Genomic DNA, 26,971 nt, shown 5'->3' on the forward strand with positions numbered 1-26,971 from the left:
GCCATTTCTTATTGGTTATTTTGAAAGGGGTATGTAATACATCTAATTTTTTTTATTGCTGTTAATTGAAGTTTTAATGTTTTTTTCGTTTAAAAACTTTTCAATCTCTTTTTGCTTCCGTCCATTAGCTTTCTCAAGGTGCTTCGTAAAAGAAAAATCGGCTTTGAATAAGTTACCATCTTGGGCGAGTTTGTTTAATTCTTGATCTAGTTCTACGAAAATAGCCGTAGATGATGACATAAATTCATAGATTTCTTTTGAAGGTTTTTTATAATCAGTAGGTAAATTATTATTACTAATAAACTCATGGAAATTCATATCGTTTTGTTTCGCTAGATCGATTAGTTTTTGTAATTTTTTTCGATCGGAATCAGTGAAATTCTTATCAGGAGTTGTTGAGGCAAGTGGAATGATGTTTTCAGATAACTCCCAGCTATAATCTATATAATCTTTTATATTTTTTCTCATTTCATCTTCATTAATAGTTTCATTCTTTTTTGAGGAAGTGAATATAGTTTCCGGAATTTTAACCGTAACATCTTTAATAGATTGTACATCGTTTTCTTCCTTAGGTTCTGCACTGTTTGAACAAGCTGATAGAAATAAAACTGTAAGTAGCATGAGTGAATATAAAGTATATTTCTTCATTTTAATCTCCTTTTTTATTCATTAGTATCTTTGTAAAATAGCTAAATTCCATTTTAAATACTTAACTAAAAGTGAGTATATATGTTTTATTAATTGATAAGATATGACGGATATTAGTAAGCCGATGCAAAAAGCTATAAATACATTATAAACATCGGAATAACTGATTTGATGAAACCCTTTAAAGAATCCTAATCCTATTAATAAGATAGGTGAAATAATTAATAATGGTGTAGCAATTATAAGTGCTAGAAGAAGCGGTAATAGAAAGAGTAATACGAAAAAGGCGATAATGATACATATAAAGTTTAAAATACTTAAGCTCATAACAGAAAACAGTGCTGTCATAATATTTTTTAGGCTGCGCCTATTGTCAGCGTTACTTATTACATATGAAATATTAAGTTCTTTAGCGATAGTTTTAGGGTTTCCTAGCTTTTTAGAAATTTCCTCTTCAGATATTCCATCTTGTTTACCACTAATAAAATGAGTTTCGTACTCCGAGATAATATCCTCTTTTTCTAAATTAGGCATATTCCGTAGGGAAGAACTAAGTTGCTCTAAAAATTCATTTTTGTTCATAACAATCACTTTCCTTTATAAAATGATGAATTATGGCTGAAAATCCTATCTTTTTTCTAAACAGCACACACAATCTATATCTACTTTTTGAAAGGAGATATACTAATTGCGAATAACATTCCAAATAATGGGTATTACATTATTTACAAATATATCACTTACTATTGTTCTTTGCAAGGTACTATAAGATTGTTTAATATTATAAATGGGTGAAAATATTTTTGCGTATTTTTAGAAGAGATATAAAAATGTTATTTTAAGATAAACAAAAGGTTGTAAGCGCATTCTTTAAAACTTGTCAAAATAATTTCAAATTCATATTGTTGGAAAAATAATGCATTTGTAATATAATGATAAAGATACTTCACCAGCTTAATTAACTAGGTGAAATTAAAATCTTTATTACACACATTATGAAATAAAGGGTGATTAGTTTTGAGTACAGGTGTAAAAGCAAACGACGTGAAGACAAAAACAAAAGGAGCAGATCTTGTTGTTGATTGTTTAATTAAACAAGGTGTTACACATGTTTTCGGTATTCCAGGAGCAAAGATTGACTCTGTATTTGATGTATTGCAAGAAAGAGGACCAGAGTTAATCGTTTGTCGTCATGAACAAAATGCAGCATTTATGGCAGCTGCTATTGGTAGATTAACAGGGAAACCGGGCGTATGTCTTGTAACTTCAGGGCCAGGGACATCAAATTTAGCGACAGGTCTTGTTACTGCGAATGCGGAGAGTGATCCCGTTGTTGCTTTAGCTGGTGCAGTACCGCGTACGGATCGATTAAAACGTACGCATCAATCTATGGATAATGCTGCACTATTCGAACCAATCACAAAATATAGCGTAGAAGTAGAGCATCCTGATAATGTGCCAGAAGCACTTAGTAATGCATTTCGAAGTGCGACTTCCACAAATCCGGGAGCCACTTTAGTAAGTCTTCCGCAAGACGTTATGACTGCGGAAACAACTGTAGAGTCTATCGGTGCGCTTTCTAAGCCACAGCTTGGAATCGCTCCCACACATGATATTACATATGTAGTAGAAAAAATAAAATCAGCGAAATTACCAGTTATTTTACTCGGTATGAGAGCGAGCACAAATGAAGTGACGAAAGCTGTTCGTAAATTAATTGCGGATACAGAACTTCCTGTCGTTGAAACATATCAAGCAGCTGGTGCGATTTCACGTGAGTTAGAAGATCATTTCTTCGGCCGCGTTGGATTATTTCGTAACCAACCAGGTGATATTTTACTAGAAGAAGCAGACCTTGTTATTTCTATCGGTTATGATCCAATCGAGTATGATCCAAAGTTCTGGAATAAACTTGGCGACAGAACGATTATTCATCTTGACGACCATCAAGCAGATATCGACCATGATTACCAACCAGAGCGTGAATTAATTGGTGATATTGCCTTAACGGTAAATAGCATCGCGGAGAAATTACCGAAACTTGTATTAAGTACGAAATCAGAAGCGGTATTAGAACGATTACGCGCAAAATTATCAGAACAAGCAGAAGTTCCAAATCGTCCTGCAGAAGGTGTTACGCATCCACTTCAAGTGATTCGTACACTTCGTTCTTTAATTAGTGACGATACAACTGTTACATGTGACATCGGTTCCCATTCTATTTGGATGGCGAGATGTTTCCGTTCTTATGAACCACGTAGATTATTATTTAGTAACGGCATGCAAACGTTAGGTGTTGCACTTCCTTGGGCAATCGCAGCTACTTTAGTAGAACCAGGTAAAAAAGTAGTTTCCGTATCAGGTGACGGTGGTTTCTTATTCTCAGCGATGGAGTTAGAAACGGCGGTACGTTTAAATTCTCCAATCGTCCATCTTGTTTGGAGAGACGGCACATATGATATGGTTGCATTCCAACAAATGATGAAATACGGCAGAACATCAGCTACAGAGTTTGGCGATGTTGATCTTGTGAAATATGCGGAAAGTTTCGGGGCGTTAGGTCTTCGTGTTAACACGCCTGATGAATTAGAAGGGGTATTAAAAGAAGCATTAGCAGCAGACGGCCCTGTCATTATTGATATTCCAATCGATTATCGTGACAACATTAAATTAAGCGAAAAATTATTACCAAACCAATTAAACTAATGGAGGCAGATTTGAGATGACTGTTGCGCAATTAATTGATATTGATGCAAAAAAAACGAAAATGAGTAATGAAGTATATCAAACATCTACAATGCTTGCGCTATTAGATGGTATATATGATGGTGTGATTAGCTTTGAAGATTTGAAAAAACATGGTGATTTCGGCATCGGCACATTTGATCAATTAGACGGTGAAATGATTGCATTTGATAATGGATTTTATCATTTACGTTCAGACGGTTCAGCGGAAAAAGTAGAGCCAGAAGAAACAACGCCATTTGCAACTGTAACGTTTTTTGAAAAAGAAATGAGTTATACGGTAGAGCGTCCGATGAATCGTGAAGAAGTTGAAGCGTTATTACATGAATTAATGCCAAGTAAAAACTTATTTTACGCTATTCGAATGGACGGTACGTTCCGTGAAGTAAGGACGAGAACTGTTCCAAGACAAGAAAAACCGTATACACCGCTCGTTGAAGTGACGAAATCACAACCAATCTTTTCATTTGAAAATACAGAAGGTACGCTTGCTGGATTTTGGACACCAGATTATGCGCAAGGTATTGGTGTAGCTGGATTCCACTTACATTATATTGATGATGAAAGAAGCGGAGGGGGACATGTTTTCGACTATGTTATAGAAAACTGTACGATCCAAATTTGTCAAAAAGCTCATATGCATTTAGCACTTCCAGAAACAGCTGATTTTATGGCGGCTGAATTATCAAGAGAAAACTTAGAGGATAATATTGCAACTGCGGAAGGTGCAGAGTAAAAAGGGAAGCCAATTCGGCTTCTCTTTTATTTTGAGTTACTCCCGATATGCGGAATAATGCTCATCAGAAATAGAATAGTTCTCTTTACCAGTTAAGGCTGATACTTCTACTAATTGATGTCCAAGCCCATCCCATACTGTAACAGTATATAAGGATGACCATTTAATATTCCCACGAGCGAGTCGGAAAGAATAATAGTCGTTATCTGTTGTTACTAAAACTTTGTTATAAATAATATTTTTCGTTTTTTTATTTTGTAAAATAAGGACAAAGTCTAGTTTATCTTCTTGTTTCGGAATTTGTAGTATTCTTGCTATAAACATTCCATTTGGATTTTTCTTCGTTTTATATACTTTTTCTGATTCTATTTTTAGTTCAGGTTTGCCTCTCATAGTCTCTCCCTTTACATATGTTTATTTCTTTGAAACAAACGGATGCCCGTCATAATAAAAACGCCACGGATAATGTACAGCTTCTTCTGCATAGTCGATATTAATACGAGGTCCTGCTGCTATTTTATATTGTGATGATATATGTTCATCTTTTGGGACCAGTTCAATATGCAATGTGTCACTTTGTAATGATAAGCCTCGTTCTTTTAAAGTAATTCCGAGTGCACGGCATAGTTTGCCAGGACCGCTTGTTAAGTTTTTATATTGCGCTTTTGTAATGTCTGTTTTGTTGTAGCGCGCTAGTTTTATTTCTTCTATTCCATCTACCGGCTCAAGGGCTCGAATGAGAACACCTTGCGGGGTGCCCGCTGGTGCTGTAATAACGTTAAAACAATGATACATACCGTAAATTAAATATACGTAAGCATGCCCTGGTGCACCAAACATAACTTCTGTGCGGTCCGTTCGTCTGCCTCCGTAACTATGTGCGGCCTTATCATCGGGGCCTTTATATGCTTCTACTTCTACAATGATTCCGCTTCGCTTTATTCCGTCTACAATATGAACAAGTTTTTGTCCGAGTAATTTTTTTGCGACTTCTAACGTATCGCCTTCATAAAAAGAAGGAGGTGCCTGCATTGTACTATCTCCTTTGCTAAGTGTATATGTATATAGTAAACCAAATTTTCAGTAGTAATTCTAACTCGTTCTATTTATCGGGTTTATTTCATAAATTATGGATAGAGTACAACAGCGAAGAGGGGGAGTGCGACATGATTTATCGCTTACTAGCTCTTAATATAGATGGGACACTACTATACAACAATGGAAAAATTGCAAAAGGATTACGAGAAACAATTGAATTTGTGAAAAGAAAAGATGTATACGTTACGTTATTTACGAGTCGTAATTTTCAATCCGCTCATAAAGTAGCAAAGGCGTTAAAATTAGATTCTATATTAGTGACACATGGTGGTGCTTTCGTTTCAGCAACGTTAGATAAGCCGTACGTTCAAAGAAGATTGTCTGAAGAGAAGACTTTTAACATTGTGCAAGTGTTAGAGCACTTTGATTGTAACGTACGTATTTCTCATGAACGGTTTTCGATAGGAAATCGTGAGAGAAATACACCAAACTTAATTGCGCGCACTGTATTATCAAGCGCAGATCCGTTATTTTATCCAGTTCAATTTGTAGATTCGTTAGGTGATGCGCTTCGGGACCATCCGGTAGCGGCGCCAAAAATTGATGTTCTTTTCCAAAGTAAAGGTGAAAAAGAAAGAGGACTGAACACATTAAGAAAAGCATTCCAAGATGTAGAGTATGTTGAATGTGATTCAAAACGAATAGAAATTTTACCGCAAAATGTATCAAAGTTACGTGGATTACAATTGCTTGGAGAGCATTTAAATATTTCGCTAAATGAAATGGTTGCGATTGGAGATAGTATGGAAGATTTAGAGGTTATTGAAAACGTGGGACTTGGGGTAGCGATGGGGAACGCGCCTGTAGAATTAAAGCAAGCAGCAGATTGGATCACACGTTCAAATAGTGAAAACGGTGTAGAGTATATGATTAAAGAGCATTTCCGTAAGCAATTCCCGCTTCCGTTTTTGAAGAATCATAAAAATGCACCGAAACGATGACAGAAAAACGTAGCTTTTTGGCTACGTTTTTTTGTTTATCTTATTAAAAACAGTGAAAGCGTTTTAAAATATGAATTGTGTATGAAATCTATACAATTCACTTGAATCCTTTAGAAAACTAATGTAAAGTGAATGATGTTGCCAAAATAGTTACACCACATGAAATATTCTTCAGATTAATTTTATTGGGCTCCCATACGTAAAAGTATTTCCGCATGACAGTTTAGTTCACGTATTATTTCAAAAATGAATTGTAGCAATCTTATTAAGTAGTTGTAGTGTTTCTTTGTTTTATTTAAATGGATTATTTTAAGTTAATGTGAGTAAGGTTTGGTACATATGATATGTATTTCTTTTTGTGGTTTTAGGAAGTTTAAAAGGGGGAATGAATTTCTTGAGGAAATCATTTAATCAAAAAATTAAAAAGTTAAGTAGTAGTTTGATAGTTGTATTACTAATATGTATGAATTTTTTAATCCACTTACCATTTAAAGCAGAGGCAGCTACAAAAGAATTAAAGGGTTTAGGTGATGTATCTTATTACAACGCCATCATTTTTGGAGATCATAGTGCAACGAGTGCGGATATTGAAGGTGCGATGGCTGTTCAGAAAAATATGAACGCATCAAGTTATACAGTCGTAGCGGCTGCAACTGGAGCAAATAACTTAGCTGGAGCAACTTGGGTAGATGAAGGATATCCATCATTATTACTAGGCGGTCAATTTACGAAAGCGGGAGCAGGACAAGTAATTATTCAAGATGGAACAGTGGCGATGACAAAAGACGGTGACCCAGATGGCGCAATGAAAACATCATATGACCGTATCTCTTATAAAGAGCAAGCGGAGATTGATGCTAAGTTTAAAGAATTTAGAAAAGACGTTGATGGTGTAATCGGGGATGCAAGTAAACTACAGACTGATAAGTCAAAACCTAATATGAGCTTTGGCATCGGTGAAGATGTAAATAACCCTAATATTTATGTCTCTTCAGGCCAAACTGGAAAGAAAACATTTGATGTAAAAGACGTTTTTCTTCCGAATGTAGAGAATAAAGACTTTATTGTTATTTATTCAGATGCAGAAGAAGTGAGTTTTGGTGGCGGTGCAATTTTGTATGATACAAGAAATACTGGGATGGCGACGGATTTAATTAATACATCTCAAGCATACGATCCTAATTCATCTTTTACTGAGTTAGCTAGTAAGGTAATTTGGGTATTTCCTAATGCTACAAAGATAACAACTAAAGGTTATGGTGTAGTAGGTAGTGTGTTTGCACCTAATGCAGTTGTAGAAACAAAAGGTGGTTCTATTAATGGACAAGCCTATGTTGGAGGATTACACCAAAGAGATGGTTTTGAGGTTCATAACTTTAAATTTAACTGGCCAAAGTGGAATAAGCCAGCAACTGAAAAAGGACATTTACAAATTAAAAAAGTTGATGAAAACGATGAAAACATTGTTTTAAAAGACGCAAAATTTGATGTTATAGACAAAGATAATAACGTTGTGGCTACTGTTACAACAAACGAAAAGGGTATTGCGGAAGTTAAAGATTTACCACTTGGTGACTATTTTGTAAAAGAAATAAATGCACCAGAAGGATATATAAAAGTTGATACACCAGTCAAAGTAACAATTGATAATACAAACGTAATTGAACTTGTTATGAAGAATACGAGAAAAGTAGAGAATGGCCAATTTAAATTATTGAAAAAAGATAGTGAATCTGGTCAACTTCTACCAGGTGCAAAATTTGATGTTATCGATAAAGATGGGAAAGTTGTGGAAACAATTGTTACAGATGATAAAGGTGAAGCCTTATCGAAACAACTTCCAGTTGGAAGCTATACATTAAAAGAAGTAGAAGCACCGAAAGGATATGAATTATCATCTAGTTCAGTTTCTGTTGATGTAGAGGCTAATAAAGTAGTGACTGTAGATGTGGTGAATAAAAAGATCTCCGAAAAAGTAACGGGTCAATTTGAAATCGTGAAAGTAGATGCGGAAGATAAAACGAAAGTATTATCAGATGCAGAATTCGAAGTGTATAAAGATGGTAAAAAAGTAGATACGTTACGAACAGATAAAACTGGTAAAGTATTTTCTCAGAAATTAGAACCAGGAACATACACATTAAAAGAAACGAAAGCACCACAAGGATATAAATTGTTAAAAGAAGAAATTGAAGTCGTTGTGGAAGCAGACAAAGTAGTAGAGGTACAAATAGAAAATGCGAAAGAACTAGGAAGCTTACAAGTAATCAAAAAGGATGCAGAGAGTGGAAAAGTTCTAGCAGGTGCAGAATTTAAATTAAAGAACGAAGCTGGTCAAGTAGTTGGAGAAGCGAAAACAACGAATAAAGACGGTGTTGTGAAATTCGAAAACTTAGTGCCAGGAAAGTACACGTTAGAGGAAACGAAAACGCCGGAAGGTTATAAAGCGCTAGAAGTGACAGTAGAAGTGAACGTTGTAGCGAACGAAGTAGTAAAACAAGAAGTCATGAATGAAAAAGTAATGGGTCAATTCGAAATCATGAAAGTAGATGCGAATGATAAAACGAAATTGTTATCAGGTGCAGAATTCGAAGTGTATAAAGATGGTAAAAAGGTAGCGGAACTGAAAACAGATGAGAGTGGAAAAGTGATGTCACCGAAATTACCGCTAGGTGAATACACAGTGAAAGAAAAGAAAGCACCAGCGGGCTACAAGCTTTCAAATAAAGAATGGAAAGTAACAATTCAAAACGAGAAAGAAGTAGTAAAAGTAGAGGCAGAAAACGAAAAAATCTTAGGTTCTCTACAAATTATTAAAATGGATGATAAAGATCAAACGAAACGCTTAGCAGGCGCAGAATTTACATTGAAAGATGCGAAAGGAAATGTTGTAAAAGAAGGAATTACAACAGATAAGTCTGGAACGGTTAAAGTAGACGGACTTGTGCCAGGTGAATATACGTTAGAAGAAACAAAAGCACCAGAAGGTTATGAGTTAACAAAACAAATAATTCATGTAACAGTTGACGGTGAAAAAGTTGTTGATGTAAAAGTAACGAACAGTAAGAGTCTTGGTCAATTCGAAATTGTAAAAGTAGATGCGGAAGATAAAACGAAAGTATTATCAGACGCAGAATTCGAAGTGTATAAAGATGGTAAAAAAGTAGATACGTTACGAACAGATAAAACTGGTAAAGTAGTTTCACAGAAATTAGAACCAGGAAAGTACACATTAAAAGAAACGAAAGCACCACTAGGATATAAGTTGTTAAAAGAAGAAATTGAAGTCGTTGTGGAAGCAAACAAAGTAGTAGAAGTACAAGTAGAAAACGCAAAAGAACTAGGAAGCTTACAAGTAATCAAAAAGGATGCAGAGAGTGGAAAAGTTCTAGCGGGTGCAGAATTTAAATTAAAGAACGAAGCTGGTCAAGTAGTTGAAGAAGCGAAAACAACGAATAAAAAAGGTGTTGTGAAATTCGAAAACTTAGTGCCAGGAAAGTACACGTTAGAGGAAACAAAAGCGCCAGAAGGTTATAAGGCGTTAGAAGTAACAGTAGAAGTAAATGTTATAGCGAACGAAGTAGTAAAACAAGAAGTTATGAATGAAAAAGTGAAAGAAGAAATTACAGGTCAATTAGAAATTACAAAGGTAGATGCCAATAATACAAATAAAACTTTAGCAGGCGCAGTGTTTGAAATTTGGAAAGACGGAACAAAAATCGACACATTAACAACAAACAAGAGCGGTAAAGCGACTTCTAAGAAGTTAGAACCAGGAGATTACACTTTAAAAGAAATCCAAGCGCCAGAAGGATACACTTTATCCAATAAGGAAATGAAATTTACGATTTCTAATGAAAAAATTGAAGTTGTAAAGCTTCAAATTACAAATAAAAAAGATACAGAAAAAGGTCCGGAAAAACCAGGTGAAGGAACAGAAAAACCAGGTGAAGGAACAGAAAAGCCGGGTGAAGGAACAGAAAAGCCGGGTGAAGGAACAGAAAAGCCGGGTGAAGGAACAGAAAAGCCGGGTGAAGGAACAGAAAAGCCGGGTGAAGGAACAGAAAAACCAGGTGAAGGAACAGAAAAGCCAGGTGAAGGAACAGAAAAACCAGGTGAGGGAGTAGAAAAACCTAATTTACCAGAAAAAGGACAAGGTTCTTCTAATAATCAACAACTTCCAGCTACAGGACACAATACGAATTACGTTCCATTCATCGGTTTTATGCTTCTGTTATTAGGAATACGATTAAGATTCATGGCTAAAAATAGCTAACAGATGTATAAAAGGCATCAGAGATATATAGTCTCTGATGCCTTTTAAGTGAATACAGATAAAATGTAAATATCTATATGGAATGATAAATATTTTAAGCTTCAATTACGCTAAGCATTCTGTTTATAAATGCAGCTGCGTGAGCGCGTTGTGATGGTCCTTTTGGTACGAATTGATTAAATTCATTACCTTTTACAATTCCAAATCCATACACTCTTTGTACTTCTTCTTTAGCGTAAATTAAGTTTTGGTCTACAAATGGTAGTTCAACTTGTTTTGCAAAAATACCAGCGTGTTTTAGAGAACGATCGATCATAATAACAGCTTCTTCACGTGTAATTGTGGTGTTTGGATCAAATGTATTATCACCACGTCCGCGGATTATGCCTGCACTTGCTGCACGATTAATACCGTCTCTTAAAGATGGGTGTACTTGTTCTAAGTCTGTGAACTTAGCATTTCCACTTGGTAATTGTAAAGCACGAGTAATTAGTGTAGCGAATTCAGCACGCGTTACAAGACGTTCTGGGAAGTACTTGCCGTTCCCTTCTCCTTGCATAATGCCTCTAGCTGCTAATTGACGAATGTCTTGTTCATACCATCCACCTGTAATGTCATCAGTTACTGGATCTTTTTGGTTTTCCTTATAGTATGTTTCAGTTCCTTTTAAGAAAGCATTCCATTGTCCGCGTTGAATCATAAACGCAGGGCAGTTTTTTCCTGACCAAAATTGGTGTTTTTGGACCTTATCTAGAGAAATATTTAAGTCGTTCATTAAATAAGCTGCCAATTTACGGGCATTTTCTACCGCTTTTTCATAGTTTCCATCTTGATTAACGGCAATTTCAATTCCGATAGATTCATAGTTTCCAGTTTTATTTCCAGCATGCCATCCAACTTCATTTACTGGAAGATGTTGATAAATTTCTTTATCATCTACTGTGAAATGCCAAGATGCGGCGCGATCAGCTGTTCCGCGTGCTTGATTATCTAAGAATTTTGCATGATTTAGAGCATTGGCACCTTTCGCTGTATTAGCCGTTTCGTGAATCGTAATATATTTAGGTACCATCGGGTAGCCAGGGCGAATATCGTCATTTCCTTTTGGGACAATCATTTCTTTAAATGTAACGCCATAAATATTGTTTGTTTGTAGAGCTTCCGGAGCTCTCAATAAACTATTTTTAGCAGTACGACTGTTTTTTAATAATGAAGCTTTTGTACCTTCAAATGTAGCAGAAGGTGCATAAATCCATTTTGCTGTTTCATTTATTTGGACTTTAAACCAATTTCCAGCTTGTTCAGTAGGAGTAATGACTTGTGGCTGTAGTTTCCCTTCTTCGTTAAACGATTGGAACGGAAGTGCATGTATGGAAGCTTCTTCTTTTACGATTAATTTTTGGTTAGATAGTTTATGAATCTCTTGAACTTCTAAGCTATTATCATTGTTATCTATCCATCCAGCGCCAGTTGACGTCGTTATGTAGTAAGCATTTCCTTTTTTCTTTGTCGCCGTTACGACTTGTTCTGTAATCTCGATATTCGATTTGTTTTTTAAATCATTCGCGGTATATAATGAATGTTTTTTTGAAGTGTATAGTAGGAATTGACCAGTAACCTCGATATCTTCTTCATGAGTACTATGCTCATTAACATGCTCTTTAATACTTTTAAAAACTTGATCCTCCGTATATACTTCGGCGGATTTTTCAGCACTCTCTGCAAATGAATAAGTAGGTGCAAGAACAGTTTGTAATGCAAGAGAGAGAGTTAAAACACTATAAAATTTCTTTTTCATATTTGTTTTTAACACATTAGATTATGGAATCTAGTGTTAACATTCCTCCTTTTTATATTGTATTTTCACTATGTATCAATTTTAACACTAATAAATTTTAACAAGAGAAAATCATGATGTCTATATACATGAGCGATATTCATATAAAAAGAATTATTTGAAAAAATGTAAGAAAAACAGGTAAAACCTTCTGTATTGACCTGTAAACGCCCTTCAAGTAAACTAAAGAGAGTTTGCAAATGAAAAGGTGATAATGTGTTAATTTCAATTAAAACGTTACAAGATGATCGTTTTTTACGTCCGCTACAAAATATTGGCGGCTTATTTTTTGAAGATAGTACGATTGGATTTGAACAAGAGGAAGCGAATCTGATCGTTGATATACACATTGAGGATAATGTGAAAGCATCCGCTCGATTAACGGATGTTAGCACAGGAAATGTGTATGAAGAAACATTCTCGAAAGATTTATCTGCTTTCACAGATGAAAAAGAGCGTATGAAGCAAGTGAAGCACGTTGTTTCTTATGTATATCTTTCTGTTCTTCAGCAGTTAACTGGACTTGAACAAAGCTGGGGTATTTTAACGGGAGTACGTCCGACGAAACTTCTTCATAAAATGCTTCAAAATGGTATGTCAAAGGAAGAAGCGCATCAAGAACTTCGTGAAAGTTATTTAATTCATGAAGAGAAAATTGAACTTCTTCAGCGCATTGTTGATTGCCAATTAGCAGTTGTTCCGGATTTATACCGTTTGAAAGAAGAAGTAAGTATTTATATCGGTATTCCGTTCTGCCCAACGAAATGTGCATACTGTACATTCCCGGCTTATGCGATTAATGGACGCCAAGGGTCTGTTGATTCGTTCTTAGGTGGTTTACATTATGAAGTTCGTGAAATTGGTAAGTTTTTAAAAGAAAAAGGTGTGAAAGTTACGACGATTTATTATGGCGGCGGTACACCTACAAGTATTACAGCAGAAGAGATGGATATGCTGTATGAAGAAATGTACGAAGCGTTCCCAGACGTGAAAAATGTACGTGAAGTAACAGTTGAGGCAGGTCGTCCAGATACGATCACGCCAGCAAAGCTAGAAGTGTTAAATAAATGGAACATTGACCGTATTAGTATTAATCCGCAGTCATATCATCAAGAGACACTAAAAGCAATTGGACGTCACCATACTGTAGAAGAAACAATTGAGAAATACCATTTAGCTCGTGAAATGGGAATGAACAATATTAATATGGACTTAATTATTGGTCTTCCTGGTGAAGGGTTAGATATCTTCAAGCATACGTTAGATGAAACAGAAAAGTTAATGCCAGAATCATTAACAGTTCATACGTTATCATTTAAACGTGCTTCTGAAATGACGCAAAACAAACGTAAATATAAAGTAGCAGGTCGCGAAGAAATTACAGCGATGATGCACGAAGCAGAAGAATGGACGCAAAAGCATAATTACGTACCATATTACCTATATCGTCAAAAGAATATTTTAGGTAACTTAGAGAACGTTGGTTATGCAATGCCGACGCAAGAAAGTATTTACAACATTGTCATTATGGAAGAAGTACAATCAATTATCGGACTTGGTTGCGGTGCATCAAGTAAATTTGTTCATCCGAAGACGGGGGCAATTACGCACTTCGCAAATCCGAAAGATCCAAAATCATATAACGATGGCTTTGTAAAATATACAGAAGATAAACTGAAAATTTTAGAAGAGCTATTTGTATAAGAAGGAGAGTGTTCCAAATCGGAACACTCTCTTTTTTATATTGTCAGCTTTTGTCAGTAAGGCGATATATTCGAAAAATCGCTGCTATAAATTGAATTGCGGTCGATATATTTGAAAAATCGCCAATATAATTTCATGTACCAAAGGTTTGCACGTGTTGTAAAACTATGTCGATAATAATCAGAAAAATTAGTCAAAACATTGAAGGACAATGTCTACTTATGGACGAAATGATAGATTTATGAAAGAGAAAAGGGGGAAATTGTTGGCATGTACATGACGATAGGGAGAATTTTTGATTTATCTGTTGGTAAGTATCCGAATAAAGAGGCGTTAGTGGAACCTGAAAAAAATATTCGCTGGACATATAAACAGTGGGACGAACAAATAAATAAAACGGCACACGCTTTATTAGAAGACGGAGTAAGAAAGGGAGATACGGTATCTGTTTACTTATATAACTGCCATGAATTTGTAAACGTTTACTTAGCTTGTGCGAAAATTGGTGCGATTTTTAACCCAATTAACTTTCGTTTAAAGGCGAAAGAAGTATCTTATATTCTTCAGGACGCATCCTCGAAAGTCGTTGTCTTTGAAAAAGCAGTTGAGTCAACTGTTGCTATCATTGAACGAGATTTTCCAAATACATCTTTTTGGTCTATAGAAAACGATAAACCTTCCTATGCAAGTTCCTACCATGAAAAAGTGAATGCAGCATCTCCTGAGAAAGTAAATATCGAAATTGATGAAATGGACTTTTGTTCTATGCTTTATACGAGCGGTACGACAGGTCATCCGAAAGGTGTGTTACATCGTCATCGTGAAATGGCTGAGCATAGTATGATTTGTACGTATTTCCTAAAATATAATAGAGATAGTGTGGGGCTTGTTGTTGCGCCTTTATATCACTGTGGTGAATTAAATGCCGGAATCATACCACGCATTCAAGTTGGCGGGAAGAATGTTATTTTGCATCATTTTGATACAGAAACAGTATTACATACGATTCAAGAAGAAAAGATTACGACGTTCTTTGCAGCACCGACGATGTGGAATATGTTGTTGCAAAAAGATTTAACTCAGTATGATTTAACTTCAATGAAAATTGGTATATATGGCGGAGCGGCAATGGCGCCGGCGTTAGTGAAGGAATGTAAAGAACGTCTTTATATTGACCTTGTTCAAATATACGGAATGACAGAAATGGGACCAGTTGTTGCGTTTCTCGTAGAGGAGGATCAAATTACGAAAGCTGGTTCAGCAGGCACGCCATGCTTTAGCCACGAAGTTCGTATTGTGAAACCGAACGAGGAGGCACCGGCAGAACCAGATGATGTATTACCTCCTTATGAGGTGGGAGAAATTATTTTACGTGGCCCAACTATGATGGCTGGCTATCATAATCGCAAAGAGGCAAATAAAAAATCGATGTATAAAGGATGGTATCATTCTGGTGATTTAGGATACTTCGATAAAGATGGTTATTTATTCGTTGCAGATCGCGTTGATGATATGGTAATTAGCGGTGGAGTAAATATTTACCCTCGTGAAATTGAAGATTTCCTTCATAGTCATCACGGTATATTAGATGTGGCGGTACTTGGTGAGCCAGATGAATTATGGGGAGAGCGTGTGGTGGCAGTTATTGTGAAGAAAGATGAAACAATAACAGAAGCTGATTTAGAAACGTATTGCAAAGAAAGTGACGAATTAGCAGATTATAAGCGTCCGCGTCATTATTTATTTGTAGATGAACTCCCTCGTAATGCGAGCGGGAAGTTGCAGAAGTTTGTGCTGAGGGAGTCACTGAAAGGTGCGAAAAAATAGAAAATGAAGGATACCCCATATCTATGGGGTTTTCGTCTCTTTTTCTGTAAGAGATTAAACAGAAGAAACAATATCTTTGTTAATTCTTAAATGTCCTGTTCTTTTGTAGAGGTTGGGAATTAAGTAAATATCAATCACTTTATATTTACTTAATTCTCATTTCTTCTTGGTGAAGGTTAATTAGCGCATTTGAAATAAGGTGGAAAAACAAAATGGATGTAATGTCCAAAAAGAAAAGACACCTTAAGGTGCCTCTCTCCGACTTGAACCATTTCATTTCATACGAATCGGAATCTATCCGTATTACCATTACCCCTTTGTTATGAGTGTAAACACACACTATAAAGCAGAATCGTCTATATACACTAGATTGTTAGTTCACAAAAGACAAGAGATTTGAGATCAATATCGAAGTGACGCCACATCCCCTATAATAATTGATATGTTACGCCTTTTAAAAGAATCTGCTTTATAGAACGTGCCCACAAGTTATATTTTACTACATGTAATATTCATTTAGTGTATTTTTTAATGAATATGTATAATTACATAAACTGTATGAAAAAAAAGAGAGTATACTCTAACATTTTGTAATAAAGATAAAGCCCGCTTACGGAATAGGGGGCTTTTCTTACTTTTTATAGATATTTATTCCAATTATATTATCAGATGAATCTAAACGAATATAAACGTCAGCTGATAAAAGGTGTGCATTATATATTCGTTGTTTATATGTTGATATCTCGAAGCGTTTTCCATTTAATTCACATTCTAGAATAATCATATCGCCATGTTCTTTCCAATTTATTAATTTAGCAGTTGTATTCATATAAACCTCCTCTGAATCATTTTATGAAAATTAATAGAGATAGTGTGAGAAAGGAGTTTATATAACAAAAAAAGACACCTTAAGTGTCTTTTTTGATTACTATAAAAGTCGTTGAATGAAATAGGTTTCTATTTTTATTTGCGTGAAAAACCTTCTTCATCAAGGTATTCCGCAGCTTCTGGATAAGAGTTGAATGTACCGTCTAAGTTTACACCAGCGTACACGTTCCACATGTCATCCTCTGAAATAAGAGTAAGAATATGACCATCTTCGTTCTGCCATTCTTCTTCTTTCGCAGGTTCTACAGGTGCTACTACTTCTTCTTGTGATAGAAGGTCAATTGATTTCTCAATTACTGAACGTAACTCTTCTGCTGAAAACTCGCGGATGTTAACCATACCTTTATCATCCGTTTTGTAACCTTTAATACCGCTTGCATACACAAATCCATTTCCATTTGGGTGTAAATGAAATACAACGTTCTTTTTATCTAAACGACTTTCTTCAAAGTGGAAGTTTACACGTTTTAATGATACGTTCTTTCTTTCTAGTTCTGGGAAAGATTCAATAATCGATAATTTTTCTTCAAAAGTTAGCATAGTGCCTCCAAGTATATAGTAAAAGATTTAATTTGTTCATTATAGCATAGTTGCAATTGTTTCCAAAGATAAGGGGGAAACTTTTCATTAAATCCGTTTACGTCACGAGAATGTAAAAAGTGAGCTAACGAATGTATCTTTTTAGGTGTACAATGGAACATGGACTTTATACAAAGGTGGTTTTTTTATGTTTCAAAAAATAGCAAAGGAATGTTTAGCAGGATTTACTGTTGCGATTGTTGCGTTACCACTTGCGATTGCATTTGGTATTGCCGCGACAGGAACGTCTGAGGGAGCGCTTGTTGGATTATATGGTGCGATTTTTGCAGGTTTATTCGCAGCGTTATTTGGCGGGACACCTGGGCAAGTAACGGGGCCAACTGGACCAATTACCGTTATCGCAACTGGAGTTATTGCGACGCACGGGTTAGAGGCAAGTTTTATTGCCTTTATGATGGCAGGATTATTTCAAATTTTATTCGGTGTATGTAAGCTCGGTTCTTACGTTCGATATATTCCGTATCCTGTCGTTTCAGGATTTATGAATGGTATTGCATTAATCATTATTTTAGGTGAAATAAAGCATGTACAAAATAGTTTTCTACTTGTTGTGTTAACGATTATTGTAATGATTGTTTCTGGCAAATGGATTAAGGCGATTCCGTCTAGTTTAGTAGCACTAGTCGGTGTGACAGCTTTGCTTCCTTTATTTTCTTCTCTACTCGAAGGACTTGCAGTAAAGTTACCGATTATCGGAAATCTTTCACTAAATAAAGTAATTGAAAAGATTGGAACCATTCCAGAAGCGATGCCTACGCTTCATATTCCATCTTTAAGTGGAACAGGAATAGCAGCACTTATTTTACCAGCGCTTAGTATTGCTTTATTAGGATCGATTGACTCGTTGTTAACATCGGTCGTAATGGATAATGTGACTGGTACGCGTCATAAAAGTAATAAAGAGCTTGTTGGACAAGGTATCGGTAATATGATGAGCGGATTGTTTGGCGGATTAGCAGGTGCAGGTGCGACTGTAAGATCTATTGTGAATATAAGAAGTGGTGGTAAAACGGCACTTTCGGCATGTATGCATAGTGTTATCTTATTTATTTTTATTATGGGTCTTGGTTCGGTCGTACAATATATTCCACTTGCTGTATTATCAGGTATTTTAATTTTAACTGGTATTGGAATGTTCGATTGGGAAAGCATGAAAAAGATGCATGTCGCTCCTAAAGGTGATGTCGTTGTTATGCTCGTAACGATGATTGTAACGGTGAAGTTCGATTTAATGATTGCCGTTGCATTCGGTATTATTCTTTCGTTCATCATATATATGGTGAAATGTAAAGAACGTAAAACTTCTATCGTAAAAGAAAGAGAAGAAACGTATACAATTCAAGGACCGCTCTCTTTCCTATCAGTAGATCGTATTTTCTCTACTTTACAAGATGTGAAGTCACCAGTTGTATTACGTATGAAAGATGTGCGTTATATGGATGTATCAGGAGCTATGGCATTATTAAATTTTGTTGAGCAATCAAATAAAGTAGGGGCAAGTGTAAAGCTTGAGCAAGTACATCCAAGTATTGAAAAAACAATTGTAGTAATGGCAAGCGATGAACAGAAAGAGCAATTGAAAATCTTAAGTGTTTAGATGGCAATTAGAATATCTCACAACTTTACATAAATTATAATGTAGAGTTGTGGGATATTCTTATAATGTTTTTAGTAATATGTATCGCAGTGATAGAGAGGAAGAGCTCTTTTTGCGTAACAGAAACGGTTATAATGTGTACATATATATAATGGAAGGAATTAGAAAAAGATTGTGAAGAGATAGGTTTGAATTGGTTCTGTTTTCTATTTTGAAAAAAAAACCAAGTATTCAACCTATAATAAATTTGTTATGATAACCAATGGGATAAAGTGAATCCCTATCGTTTAAAACAATATGTTTGAGAGTATATGTATAAAAGAAAAGAGAAAAAATATGAATAAAACATTTGTAAAAGGAGCAGCAATTTTAACCATTACAACTTTTTTGTCGAAATTGCTTGGTAGTTTTTTTCAAATTCCATTACAAAATATTGCAGGAGATGAAGTGCTAGGTATTTTCCGCCTTGTTTTTCCTGTATATATGATTGCTCTTACATTATCGGTAGCCGGAGTTCCACTTGCAATTTCGAAACTAATTGCAGAGTTGAACGAAAAAAATAAGCAAAAGGAAATTGCGAAATTATTTAAATCAGCGTCAATTATAGGGATAGCATTTGGCGTTTTCGGCTGTTTAGTCATTGTATTATTTTCTATTGAAATTGCAAATATGCTCGGTGGACAAGAAACTAGAATGCCGTTGCTTATTACTTCATTAGCATTACTCATTGCGCCATACATGGCGGTGTATAGAGGGTATTTCCAAGGTTTCGGTGATATGAAACCAACAGGAGTATCACAAGTCATTGAGCAATTTGTCCGTGTGTTTTTTATGTTAATAATTGCTTACATACTAGTATCGTGGGATAAGAGTAATACTGTTATTACTAGTGGTGCGATGGTTGGCTCTTTTCTTGGAGTCATTAGTTCGCTTATATATTTGCGTATAAAATATAATAGAAGTCCATACTACAATAAAAGCAATTCCTATTCGCTCCGAGATTTAAGAGAAAACGGCAAAAAGATATTGCGGGTATCGATCCCAATCGCTATCGGAGCTTTATCAATGCCGCTTTTAAATTTAGTAGACTCGCTTACAATACCGCATGTATTACAAGGATCATCAACAGAAATTCAAGAACAATTTGGAATATACAGTCGCGGTTTTGCATTCACGCAAATAATTGTTATTTTTGCAAGTGCAATTGTATTTCCGTTAATACCACTCTTAACTTCCGCATTGGCCAAAAGAGATATAAATTTGGCGAAAATAACAATTCAAAATACAAATCGACTAGCGCATGTTTTGACAGCACCATTAACAGTATGGTTGATGGCATTAACAGTACCGTTAAATGTCGGATTGTTCACAGACGTAAAAGGCAGTAGTATGTTAACAGTTATGATTGGCAGTTCGTATTTTACTGCGGTTATGGTATTATCAATAGGTGTTTTACAGGGGATTAATCGTTCTGCACAAGCTGCATGGATTGTTATTGGCGCGAGTTGTGTGAAAGTCGTGTTAAACATTATGTTAGTGCAGAAGTTTGGCATAGATGGAGCGGCGTATAGTACATTAATTACTTACGTATTGATTTGTATTGTAAATCATTTGTATATTCGAAGCTATATTGCCTATTCTATTCATTTCAAAAACTTTTTCGGTGTGCTAGCAATAGCATGTATTTTCGGACTAGGATTGTATGAACTATGTAATGTGATAGATGTTACATCTTCAAGAATTATGACGTTATTATTCAGCGGTATAGCATTAAGTATTACAACCATTTTGTATGGTGTATGTGCTTTGAAATTAAAATGGATATCAATGAAAAAAATACCATTTTTGAAAAGATAAATATAGAAATTTAATTTTTTATTAAAATTCATATGAGCTGATAAAGAGGAAACTATGTAGGGTATTAAGTGTTTAGGTAAGGAATGGGTACCAGTTTATGTTAGATGAAATAAACGGTTACCTAGTTTTGGAGGAGATTTAGGGTGCGTTTAGTCTTATCAGGATATTATGGTTTTTATAATGTTGGAGACGAGGCGATTCTACAATCAATTATTGAATCGTTAAGTAAAGAGAACCCGGATATAGAACTAGTAGTACTATCAAATGATTCTAAATATACAAAGGAAAGGTATGGTGTAGAATCGGTAGATCGCTGGAATATAAAAGCTGTTTATCATGCAATCAAAAACAGTGATGGAGTTATTAGCGGTGGCGGGAGCCTTCTTCAAGATCAGACAAGTACGAAGAGTATTCTATATTATACGGGTATTATGGGACTCGCTCGATTATTAAAAAAGCCATATTATATTTATTCACAAGGAATAGGTCCAATTACAAAAGGATATAATCGTCTATTGGTAAAATGGAACTTGTCAAAAGCTTCCTATGTATCAGTTCGAGATGAAGATTCGTTTTTATATTTAAAAGAACTTGGCATAAAAAACGATATTGAAATTGTTCCTGACCCTGTTTTAACATGGAAACGGACAAAACAATCGGATTGGTTGCAAAAGCATTCGATACATGGAAAAGTAATCGCGGTTAGTGTGCGTTATTGGAATTCAAAAGAAGATTATGTAAAAAAATTAGCTACGGCATTAAAAAAATTAAAGCAAGAAGGATACCAAATTCTATTTGTTCCAATGCATGAGCCATTTGATCAAAAAGCTTCGCGTGAAGTAGTAGACTTAATGGGAGAAGAGACGTATATGCTTCCATATAAAATGGATATCGACGAGAAAATATTCATTTTATCACAATGTTCATTACTAATTGGTATGCGTCTTCATGCACTTGTTTTTTCTGCTGTAGCCAAAACTCCAATGGTCGGGATTTCGTACGATCCGAAAATTGATTCGTTTTTAAGTCAAGTGAATCAGCCAGTTATAGGAAGTGTGGATGGCGAATGGAGTGCGCAGTATTTATATGAAATTGCGAAAAAGCAATTAATGCAACAAGGAACTGTGGAGCAAGAGTTACAATTAATAATAGATGAGCTTCGGTTGCAAGGCAAACAGGCAACAAAGAAACTCATTGATCATATGGAAAAAGACACTTTATTAAAAAAGTAAAGTGTCTTTTGTTTTGAATTTAATGAAAATTATAATTATAAAAACGTTTTATTTTAATTCCTATTTATTATGCTAAAATGATTGTGATTATTATATAATCAAATTTGTGATAATAAATTCGTAGATTACGAGGAGGATAACCTTGAAGACTTTTTCAAAAGGTATAACAGCAGTGGCATTAACGGGATCATTACTTTTAACTCCTATTTCAAGTTATGCGGCAAATGATGATATTACAGGACATATGTTTGAGACGCATATGCGCTCACTTATTACTAAAGGAGTTTTAATGGGGTATGGTGAGAATGTATATGCGCCTGATAAATTAGTAACAAGAGCAGAGTTTGCTACATTCATAGCAAGGTCTTTAAATTTACCGAAAGCTGATTCGAATTTCGAGGATGTGCCGAAGACTTACGGTTTATATGATGGTGTAAGTAGAGCATATGGAGCGAAAATTATTAATGGTCGTACGAACGAGACGTTCTCACCAAATGATGTGATTACACGTGAAGAAATGTCGATAATGGTAAAGCGAGCGTTAGACTATAAAAATATTAAAGTAGCTGTAAGTCCGCTTACCTTTACTGATAAAGATAGTATTAACTATAAAGAGCATGTACAAGTTATGGTGGCTACTCAAATTATTAAAGGGTATCCAGAAGATAATACATTTAGACCACATTTATCAGCTACAAGAGGGATGGCTTCAGCTATGTTGGATCGTATGCTTCAGACGATTGAAAAAAACGGAAATAGCAATCCTGTAGAAACTAAGAAATATGTTGTGACAAATGTAAGAGAAAACGGAACAGAGCAAGAAGTAGAGCGCTATAATACGTATAAAGAAGCAGTTACGGCTGCTCAAAATAAAGGTATGAATGCGGTAAAATACGAGAACGAATTTTTATGGATTAAAGATGGTTTTGCAAGTGCGAAAAGAATAACTGGGCAAAACATCATTAATATTTATGATGAGAATTTGTCAACAGTATATACGTATATTCAGTATGGAACAGAATTGAAAGTTTTAGAAGTTGGCGAAGATCGTGTGAAAGTTCAACTTTCTGGTTTGACAGGTTATGTGAAGAAGAATGAAATCACTTTAATTCCTACAAATGAAATGAAACAGTCGTCTTATTATGTGAAATCAGATGGATATTTATACCATAAATATTATACATATAATACAAGTTCACCTGGATATACAGAATTTAGATATGGTGTGGCACCTTCTTTCATGAAGCAAGGACAGCAAATGTATAGTGTAGATGGAAAAACATTTGGAGATGAAACTTTCTATCAATATTTCAATTATTTATCATTACGTTCGAAAACAAATTATACAGCTGAACAACTAGATAGTTATGTGAAATCGATTAAGCCAGACTCTCCATTAATTGGTTTAGGAAAGAAATTTAAAGAAGTAGAAAGCAAGTATAATGTAAATGCATTATTCTTATATTCATTAGCAATCCATGAAAGTTATTATGGAACAAGCGCTCTTGCAAAAGATAAAAATAATTTATTTGGTTTAAAAGCAACAGACGATAGTCCATATGGTAACGGGGAAGCATTTAATTCAAAAGAAGATTGTATTGAACATGCAGCAAAATTATACATGAATGAAGGATATTTAAATCCAGGACATTGGCGTTATACAGCAACATATACAGGTGATAAAGCTGCTGGTTTAAATGCGAAATATGCATCTGATGCGAACTGGGGTAAAAAAGTAGCGGGGCATATGAACCGTTTTGATTCTTATTTAGGTAAAAAAGAATACAACAAGTATAAACTTGCACGTGTGATGAATAACGTAGAAGTGAAAAAGAATCCTAGTATATCAAATGAGCGACTGTATCGTTTGAATACAAATGTAGTTGTCACAGTTACTGGTGAAGAAATAATAAATGGAAAAGCGTGGATTAAAGTTATTTCAGATAATCCTACTGTAACTGAAGCGTATATTGCAAAAGAAAGCTTAGAGTACGTAAAACATTAATTAAATAAAAAAGAAGGTGCTACTGACATTTCGTAGCACCTTCTTTCTATTCAATTTCAAAATCAACAATGATGTAAGCTAGTATAACAACGAAGAAAATACTAACGGCTGGCGCTGTTAATACGTGGCCAGACATAAAACCAATGCCAAGTGATAGAACGAGTGTGCTCGCTAATAGCATATACTTTACTTTCATGATTTTCTTAAAGTTTGTGATCATGCTGATGAATAATTTAATACCAAAGTATAGAAGTGGTAGTAAGTAAATAAGGAAACCGACAATGCCAAAGGCGAAAAATAGGTCATGGAAGTCCATTTCAATTAATTTAATTTTATCTGTGTAGTTACCAGCGTAACCCATTCCGAATAGTTTTTGTGAAAGCGGTGCGTCTTTATAGTATTGTTTGTATGTTTTTAAGAATTTGTCGCGATCACTATAAATTAAACTTTTCACTTCAGAATCTGTAAGTTCACCTTTTGCATGTTTTTTTGCATCTTCTGGATCTTCTTTAATTACTTTTCCTTCTTTTCGATCTTTCTCTTCTTGTACTGATTTTTTGTATTCGTATATTTGCATGTGAATGCCCATATTTTTTGCGATAGGAGTATGCGGTGTAAGAGCAATTAAACCTCCTAGTATAACTGCGGCAATAATGGTATTTACAATATGTGTAAATCCCTTTCCTTCTTTTTTACGATTTATCATGTATTCAATGAATGAGAAGAAAAGTGCTACGCCTAATGTAATAACAATTGCGCCATATCCGACTTTCGTTCCGACCATAATACTTGCATACATCGCAAGTATTGTTGGAATCCAGTAATATATTTTCGAGAAAGAAGTTGTTTTATGTATCGAATATAAGACAATGATTGGGAACATAATGGCGAAAAGAGAACTTAAATCATTTCCAGCGAAGAACCAACCTCTTGAACCGATTTTTGAGTGAGGATAGCTTGGGAAATCTGTTCCAGTTTGCATTGCGACAATCATTGTAATGCTTAAAATTAAAGTTGCATATAAGAAATATGTAATGATTTTATGAAATACATACTCTTTATTTTTTAGCTCTTTAAAGGCGATAATATATCCAAACAGTAGCACAATTGGATATATGCTCTTTAAGATGAATTTAACTTCTTCTCCAAATGAAACTGGAGATTTAACCATCATATTATTTACAAGACCGATTGCGAGTGCGATTCCGAGTAAACATAAATAGAGGATGTACTTTTTCGCATCTTGTTGTTTGTGATGAAGAAGTAGGTATCCTAATGCAAGAAGCATAAAGGCGAAACGGACTACAACTCCAACTGTTGCGTTCATGTGTAATATATAGATTGAAAAAGATGTTAATAAATCTAAAATTGGTTGAAACACAATGAATAGCAATAGGAAATGTGGGAAGTAGTTATCCGTTTGTTTCAACTTAGTAACCATATGTTCCTCCAGTTCTTCATTCCTTTATTACAACACCCAAAAGATGGGTATAAAGCCTTTTTTACATAGTAAGGCGAATGAATTTCAATATTTGTTTTTTATCAAACTTAAGAATACACCATTTCATTGTAATGGTAAATAGATGAAAAGCATGGATAAACCGACTTTAATTTCTATATTTTTCAACGGAATTGTATGTTTTATACGATATATGTACAAATTGCGAGATTATTAGACAGAAAATTAAGAAAAAAGAAGGATTTTTCAGTGGTTTTCTATAATTATATAAGTATAATCTTTATGGAGAAAAGAGGGGTATATATAATGGAAATAACAAGTAAAACAGAATCTGTCGTTGTGAAATATGAAGGCCACGTTGCAACGGTTATGGTCAATCGTCCAGAGGTGTTAAATGCGTTAGATGAGCCGACATTAAAAGAGTTATTACAAAAGTTGAAAGAAGTAGCGGAAAGTTCTGTGCATATCGTTGTGTTATGCGGGAACGGCCGTGGTTTTTCTGCGGGTGGGGATATTAAATCGATGCTTTCAAGTAATGATGAAAGTAAGTTCGATGGTATTATGAATACCATTTCTGAAGTTGTCGTGACATTATATACGATGCCGAAGCTTGTTATTAGTGCAATTCATGGACCAACTGCAGGTCTTGGATTAAGTATTGCGTTAACAGCTGATTATGTAATGGCGGATATATCATCTGTTATTGCAATGAACTTTATTGGAATCGCTTTAATTCCAGATGGAGGCGGTCATTTCTTCCTTCAAAAGCGCGTCGGTGAAAATATGACGAAGCAAATTATTTGGGAAGGTAAGAAATTATCAGCGACAGAAGCGCTTGATATCGGCTTAATTGATGAAGTAATCGGCGAAGATTTCCAAACGGCTGTGAAGCAAAAAATTAATGAATGGTCACAAAAACCGATTAAAGCAATGATTCAAACGAAGCAAATTTTATGTGAAGTAAATCGCTCTAATTTAGAGCAAACATTGCAATTAGAAAAGCGTGGTCAATATGCAATGAGACAAACAGCGGATCATAAAGAAGGAATTGCTGCGTTTTTAGAGAAACGTTTACCAGCATTTAAAGGGGAATAAAGTTTGTCCATTCCTCATGAGTAGCTCGTTAATTCGGGATAAAGGGGAGAAAGTGCTAACACATTTTAGTATAATTGTGTTAGCACTTTTTTTTAAGGAGTAATACATGAAGAGAATGATCGGTGTTATCACTATTATTTTGCTTACATATTCTGCTTTGCATAGTACACCATCTTTGGCAGTTCGGACTGCGTTATTTTTTGAGGGACATCCAAGTGTTGCGTTTTCTGGTGGGGTGACGAAAGAAAAAGATGTGAAAAAAGAAGCGATTCCAGATGAGTACCAAACTCTATATGGTAAGGAAGAAAACTCAGAGCACTATTTCTTTCCGCATGTAAGAGCACATGAATCAGGAATTGATATGTTAAGTGCATGCGTGAAGAAAAAATGGTTTTTCTATAAAGCAGAGCTCGGATGTTATTAAAT

The 26,971-nt window shown here is 35.0% G+C and carries 20 protein-coding genes; 12 read left to right on the plus strand and 8 right to left on the minus strand.

Annotation, left to right across the window (positions count from 1 at the left end; genetic code table 11):
- Nucleotides 1-42: 42 nt before the first annotated feature.
- The gene (locus AC0ONG_RS02950; protein ID WP_000760978.1) at nucleotides 43-648 is read right to left on the minus strand and encodes an NDxxF motif lipoprotein; all 606 of its coding nucleotides are present in this window, start codon (nucleotides 646-648) and stop codon (nucleotides 43-45) included.
- A gap of 21 nt (nucleotides 649-669) precedes the next feature.
- A complete protein-coding gene (locus AC0ONG_RS02955; RefSeq protein WP_016097800.1) occupies nucleotides 670-1,230 on the minus strand; it encodes an HAAS signaling domain-containing protein in 561 nt (186 codons plus the stop codon).
- A 435-nt stretch (nucleotides 1,231-1,665) separates the two neighbouring features.
- On the opposite strand from AC0ONG_RS02955, the gene alsS reads away from it, so the two are divergent.
- Complete coding sequence (gene alsS, locus AC0ONG_RS02960) at nucleotides 1,666-3,354, plus strand: acetolactate synthase AlsS (protein WP_016097801.1); 1,689 nt, start codon at nucleotides 1,666-1,668, stop codon at nucleotides 3,352-3,354.
- Between the two features lie 16 nt (nucleotides 3,355-3,370).
- Nucleotides 3,371-4,129, plus strand: a complete 759-nt coding sequence (gene alsD / locus AC0ONG_RS02965; protein ID WP_016097802.1) for an alpha-acetolactate decarboxylase — start codon at nucleotides 3,371-3,373, stop codon at nucleotides 4,127-4,129.
- Nucleotides 4,130-4,165: 36 nt separating this feature from the next.
- On the opposite strand, the gene AC0ONG_RS02970 is transcribed toward alsD, so the two are convergent.
- Complete coding sequence (locus AC0ONG_RS02970; RefSeq protein ID WP_001214381.1) at nucleotides 4,166-4,522, minus strand: hypothetical protein; 357 nt, start codon at nucleotides 4,520-4,522, stop codon at nucleotides 4,166-4,168.
- Nucleotides 4,523-4,543: 21 nt separating this feature from the next.
- Nucleotides 4,544-5,161: a DNA-3-methyladenine glycosylase gene (locus AC0ONG_RS02975; RefSeq protein ID WP_016078056.1), complete on the minus strand. Its 618-nt coding sequence runs from the start codon at nucleotides 5,159-5,161 to the stop codon at nucleotides 4,544-4,546.
- A gap of 134 nt (nucleotides 5,162-5,295) precedes the next feature.
- Here AC0ONG_RS02975 and AC0ONG_RS02980 point away from each other — a divergent pair, with 134 nt between their 5' ends.
- Nucleotides 5,296-6,168 (plus strand): Cof-type HAD-IIB family hydrolase, encoded by an 873-nt coding sequence (locus tag AC0ONG_RS02980; RefSeq protein ID WP_136996638.1) that lies wholly within the window; start codon nucleotides 5,296-5,298, stop codon nucleotides 6,166-6,168.
- Between the two features lie 394 nt (nucleotides 6,169-6,562).
- Nucleotides 6,563-10,444 carry a SpaA isopeptide-forming pilin-related protein gene (locus tag AC0ONG_RS02985; protein WP_474203511.1) on the plus strand — a complete coding sequence of 1,294 codons (3,882 nt, stop codon included), beginning with the start codon at nucleotides 6,563-6,565 and terminating at the stop codon, nucleotides 10,442-10,444.
- A gap of 94 nt (nucleotides 10,445-10,538) precedes the next feature.
- Here AC0ONG_RS02985 and AC0ONG_RS02990 read toward each other — a convergent pair whose 3' ends face one another.
- Complete coding sequence (locus tag AC0ONG_RS02990) at nucleotides 10,539-12,242, minus strand: S-layer homology domain-containing protein (RefSeq protein WP_014894836.1); 1,704 nt, start codon at nucleotides 12,240-12,242, stop codon at nucleotides 10,539-10,541.
- A 255-nt stretch (nucleotides 12,243-12,497) separates the two neighbouring features.
- Here AC0ONG_RS02990 and AC0ONG_RS02995 point away from each other — a divergent pair, with 255 nt between their 5' ends.
- Together AC0ONG_RS02995 and AC0ONG_RS03000 are read left to right on the plus strand one after the other, a co-directional pair.
- A complete protein-coding gene (locus tag AC0ONG_RS02995; protein WP_000908777.1) occupies nucleotides 12,498-13,985 on the plus strand; it encodes a coproporphyrinogen III oxidase in 1,488 nt (495 codons plus the stop codon).
- A 270-nt stretch (nucleotides 13,986-14,255) separates the two neighbouring features.
- A complete protein-coding gene (locus AC0ONG_RS03000; protein WP_000281976.1) occupies nucleotides 14,256-15,812 on the plus strand; it encodes a fatty acid--CoA ligase in 1,557 nt (518 codons plus the stop codon).
- A 631-nt stretch (nucleotides 15,813-16,443) separates the two neighbouring features.
- Here AC0ONG_RS03000 and AC0ONG_RS03005 read toward each other — a convergent pair.
- On the minus strand, nucleotides 16,444-16,641 hold the full coding sequence (locus AC0ONG_RS03005) for a hypothetical protein (RefSeq protein WP_001098258.1): 198 nt from the start codon (nucleotides 16,639-16,641) through the stop codon (nucleotides 16,444-16,446).
- 134 nt (nucleotides 16,642-16,775) lie between these two features.
- The gene (locus AC0ONG_RS03010; protein ID WP_000954998.1) at nucleotides 16,776-17,240 is read right to left on the minus strand and encodes a hypothetical protein; all 465 of its coding nucleotides are present in this window, start codon (nucleotides 17,238-17,240) and stop codon (nucleotides 16,776-16,778) included.
- A 187-nt stretch (nucleotides 17,241-17,427) separates the two neighbouring features.
- Between AC0ONG_RS03010 and AC0ONG_RS03015 the strand changes: the two genes are divergently transcribed.
- From AC0ONG_RS03015 to AC0ONG_RS03030, 4 genes are all read left to right on the plus strand, one after another.
- The gene (locus tag AC0ONG_RS03015) at nucleotides 17,428-18,897 is read left to right on the plus strand and encodes a SulP family inorganic anion transporter (protein ID WP_000486648.1); all 1,470 of its coding nucleotides are present in this window, start codon (nucleotides 17,428-17,430) and stop codon (nucleotides 18,895-18,897) included.
- A 336-nt stretch (nucleotides 18,898-19,233) separates the two neighbouring features.
- On the plus strand, nucleotides 19,234-20,754 hold the full coding sequence (locus AC0ONG_RS03020; RefSeq protein WP_001044005.1) for a putative polysaccharide biosynthesis protein: 1,521 nt from the start codon (nucleotides 19,234-19,236) through the stop codon (nucleotides 20,752-20,754).
- A gap of 143 nt (nucleotides 20,755-20,897) precedes the next feature.
- Nucleotides 20,898-21,986: a polysaccharide pyruvyl transferase CsaB gene (csaB, locus tag AC0ONG_RS03025; RefSeq protein WP_001241600.1), complete on the plus strand. Its 1,089-nt coding sequence runs from the start codon at nucleotides 20,898-20,900 to the stop codon at nucleotides 21,984-21,986.
- Nucleotides 21,987-22,128: 142 nt separating this feature from the next.
- Complete coding sequence (locus AC0ONG_RS03030) at nucleotides 22,129-23,991, plus strand: S-layer homology domain-containing protein (RefSeq protein WP_000847500.1); 1,863 nt, start codon at nucleotides 22,129-22,131, stop codon at nucleotides 23,989-23,991.
- A gap of 46 nt (nucleotides 23,992-24,037) precedes the next feature.
- Here AC0ONG_RS03030 and AC0ONG_RS03035 read toward each other — a convergent pair whose 3' ends face one another.
- A complete protein-coding gene (locus AC0ONG_RS03035; protein WP_000256697.1) occupies nucleotides 24,038-25,432 on the minus strand; it encodes an O-antigen ligase family protein in 1,395 nt (464 codons plus the stop codon).
- A gap of 300 nt (nucleotides 25,433-25,732) precedes the next feature.
- On the opposite strand from AC0ONG_RS03035, the gene AC0ONG_RS03040 reads away from it, so the two are divergent.
- Together AC0ONG_RS03040 and AC0ONG_RS03045 are read left to right on the plus strand one after the other, a co-directional pair.
- Nucleotides 25,733-26,545, plus strand: coding sequence for an enoyl-CoA hydratase (locus AC0ONG_RS03040; RefSeq protein ID WP_003276890.1), 813 nt, complete (start codon nucleotides 25,733-25,735; stop codon nucleotides 26,543-26,545).
- Between the two features lie 106 nt (nucleotides 26,546-26,651).
- Nucleotides 26,652-26,969, plus strand: a complete 318-nt coding sequence (locus tag AC0ONG_RS03045; protein WP_000827125.1) for a hypothetical protein — start codon at nucleotides 26,652-26,654, stop codon at nucleotides 26,967-26,969.
- Nucleotides 26,970-26,971 lie beyond the last annotated feature (2 nt).

This window comes from Bacillus sp. TCT6 (assembly GCF_056033845.1).

What these genes read in the sequence shown, in the direction of transcription:
- AC0ONG_RS03035 (WP_000256697.1), bottom strand. Translation starts at nt 25,432, where the DNA reads ATGGTTACTAAGTTGAAACAAACGGATAACTACTTCCCACATTTCCTA.
- AC0ONG_RS02980 (WP_136996638.1), top strand. Translation starts at nt 5,296, where the DNA reads ATGATTTATCGCTTACTAGCTCTTAATATAGATGGGACACTACTATAC.
- AC0ONG_RS02990 (WP_014894836.1), bottom strand. Translation starts at nt 12,242, where the DNA reads ATGAAAAAGAAATTTTATAGTGTTTTAACTCTCTCTCTTGCATTACAA.
- AC0ONG_RS03045 (WP_000827125.1), top strand. Translation starts at nt 26,652, where the DNA reads ATGAAGAGAATGATCGGTGTTATCACTATTATTTTGCTTACATATTCT.
- AC0ONG_RS03040 (WP_003276890.1), top strand. Translation starts at nt 25,733, where the DNA reads ATGGAGAAAAGAGGGGTATATATAATGGAAATAACAAGTAAAACAGAA.
- AC0ONG_RS03000 (WP_000281976.1), top strand. Translation starts at nt 14,256, where the DNA reads ATGTACATGACGATAGGGAGAATTTTTGATTTATCTGTTGGTAAGTAT.
- AC0ONG_RS03010 (WP_000954998.1), bottom strand. Translation starts at nt 17,240, where the DNA reads ATGCTAACTTTTGAAGAAAAATTATCGATTATTGAATCTTTCCCAGAA.
- AC0ONG_RS02975 (WP_016078056.1), bottom strand. Translation starts at nt 5,161, where the DNA reads ATGCAGGCACCTCCTTCTTTTTATGAAGGCGATACGTTAGAAGTCGCA.
- AC0ONG_RS02950 (WP_000760978.1), bottom strand. Translation starts at nt 648, where the DNA reads ATGAAGAAATATACTTTATATTCACTCATGCTACTTACAGTTTTATTT.
- AC0ONG_RS03015 (WP_000486648.1), top strand. Translation starts at nt 17,428, where the DNA reads ATGTTTCAAAAAATAGCAAAGGAATGTTTAGCAGGATTTACTGTTGCG.
- AC0ONG_RS02955 (WP_016097800.1), bottom strand. Translation starts at nt 1,230, where the DNA reads ATGAACAAAAATGAATTTTTAGAGCAACTTAGTTCTTCCCTACGGAAT.
- AC0ONG_RS03020 (WP_001044005.1), top strand. Translation starts at nt 19,234, where the DNA reads ATGAATAAAACATTTGTAAAAGGAGCAGCAATTTTAACCATTACAACT.
- alsD (WP_016097802.1), top strand. Translation starts at nt 3,371, where the DNA reads ATGACTGTTGCGCAATTAATTGATATTGATGCAAAAAAAACGAAAATG.
- AC0ONG_RS02970 (WP_001214381.1), bottom strand. Translation starts at nt 4,522, where the DNA reads ATGAGAGGCAAACCTGAACTAAAAATAGAATCAGAAAAAGTATATAAA.
- AC0ONG_RS03005 (WP_001098258.1), bottom strand. Translation starts at nt 16,641, where the DNA reads ATGAATACAACTGCTAAATTAATAAATTGGAAAGAACATGGCGATATG.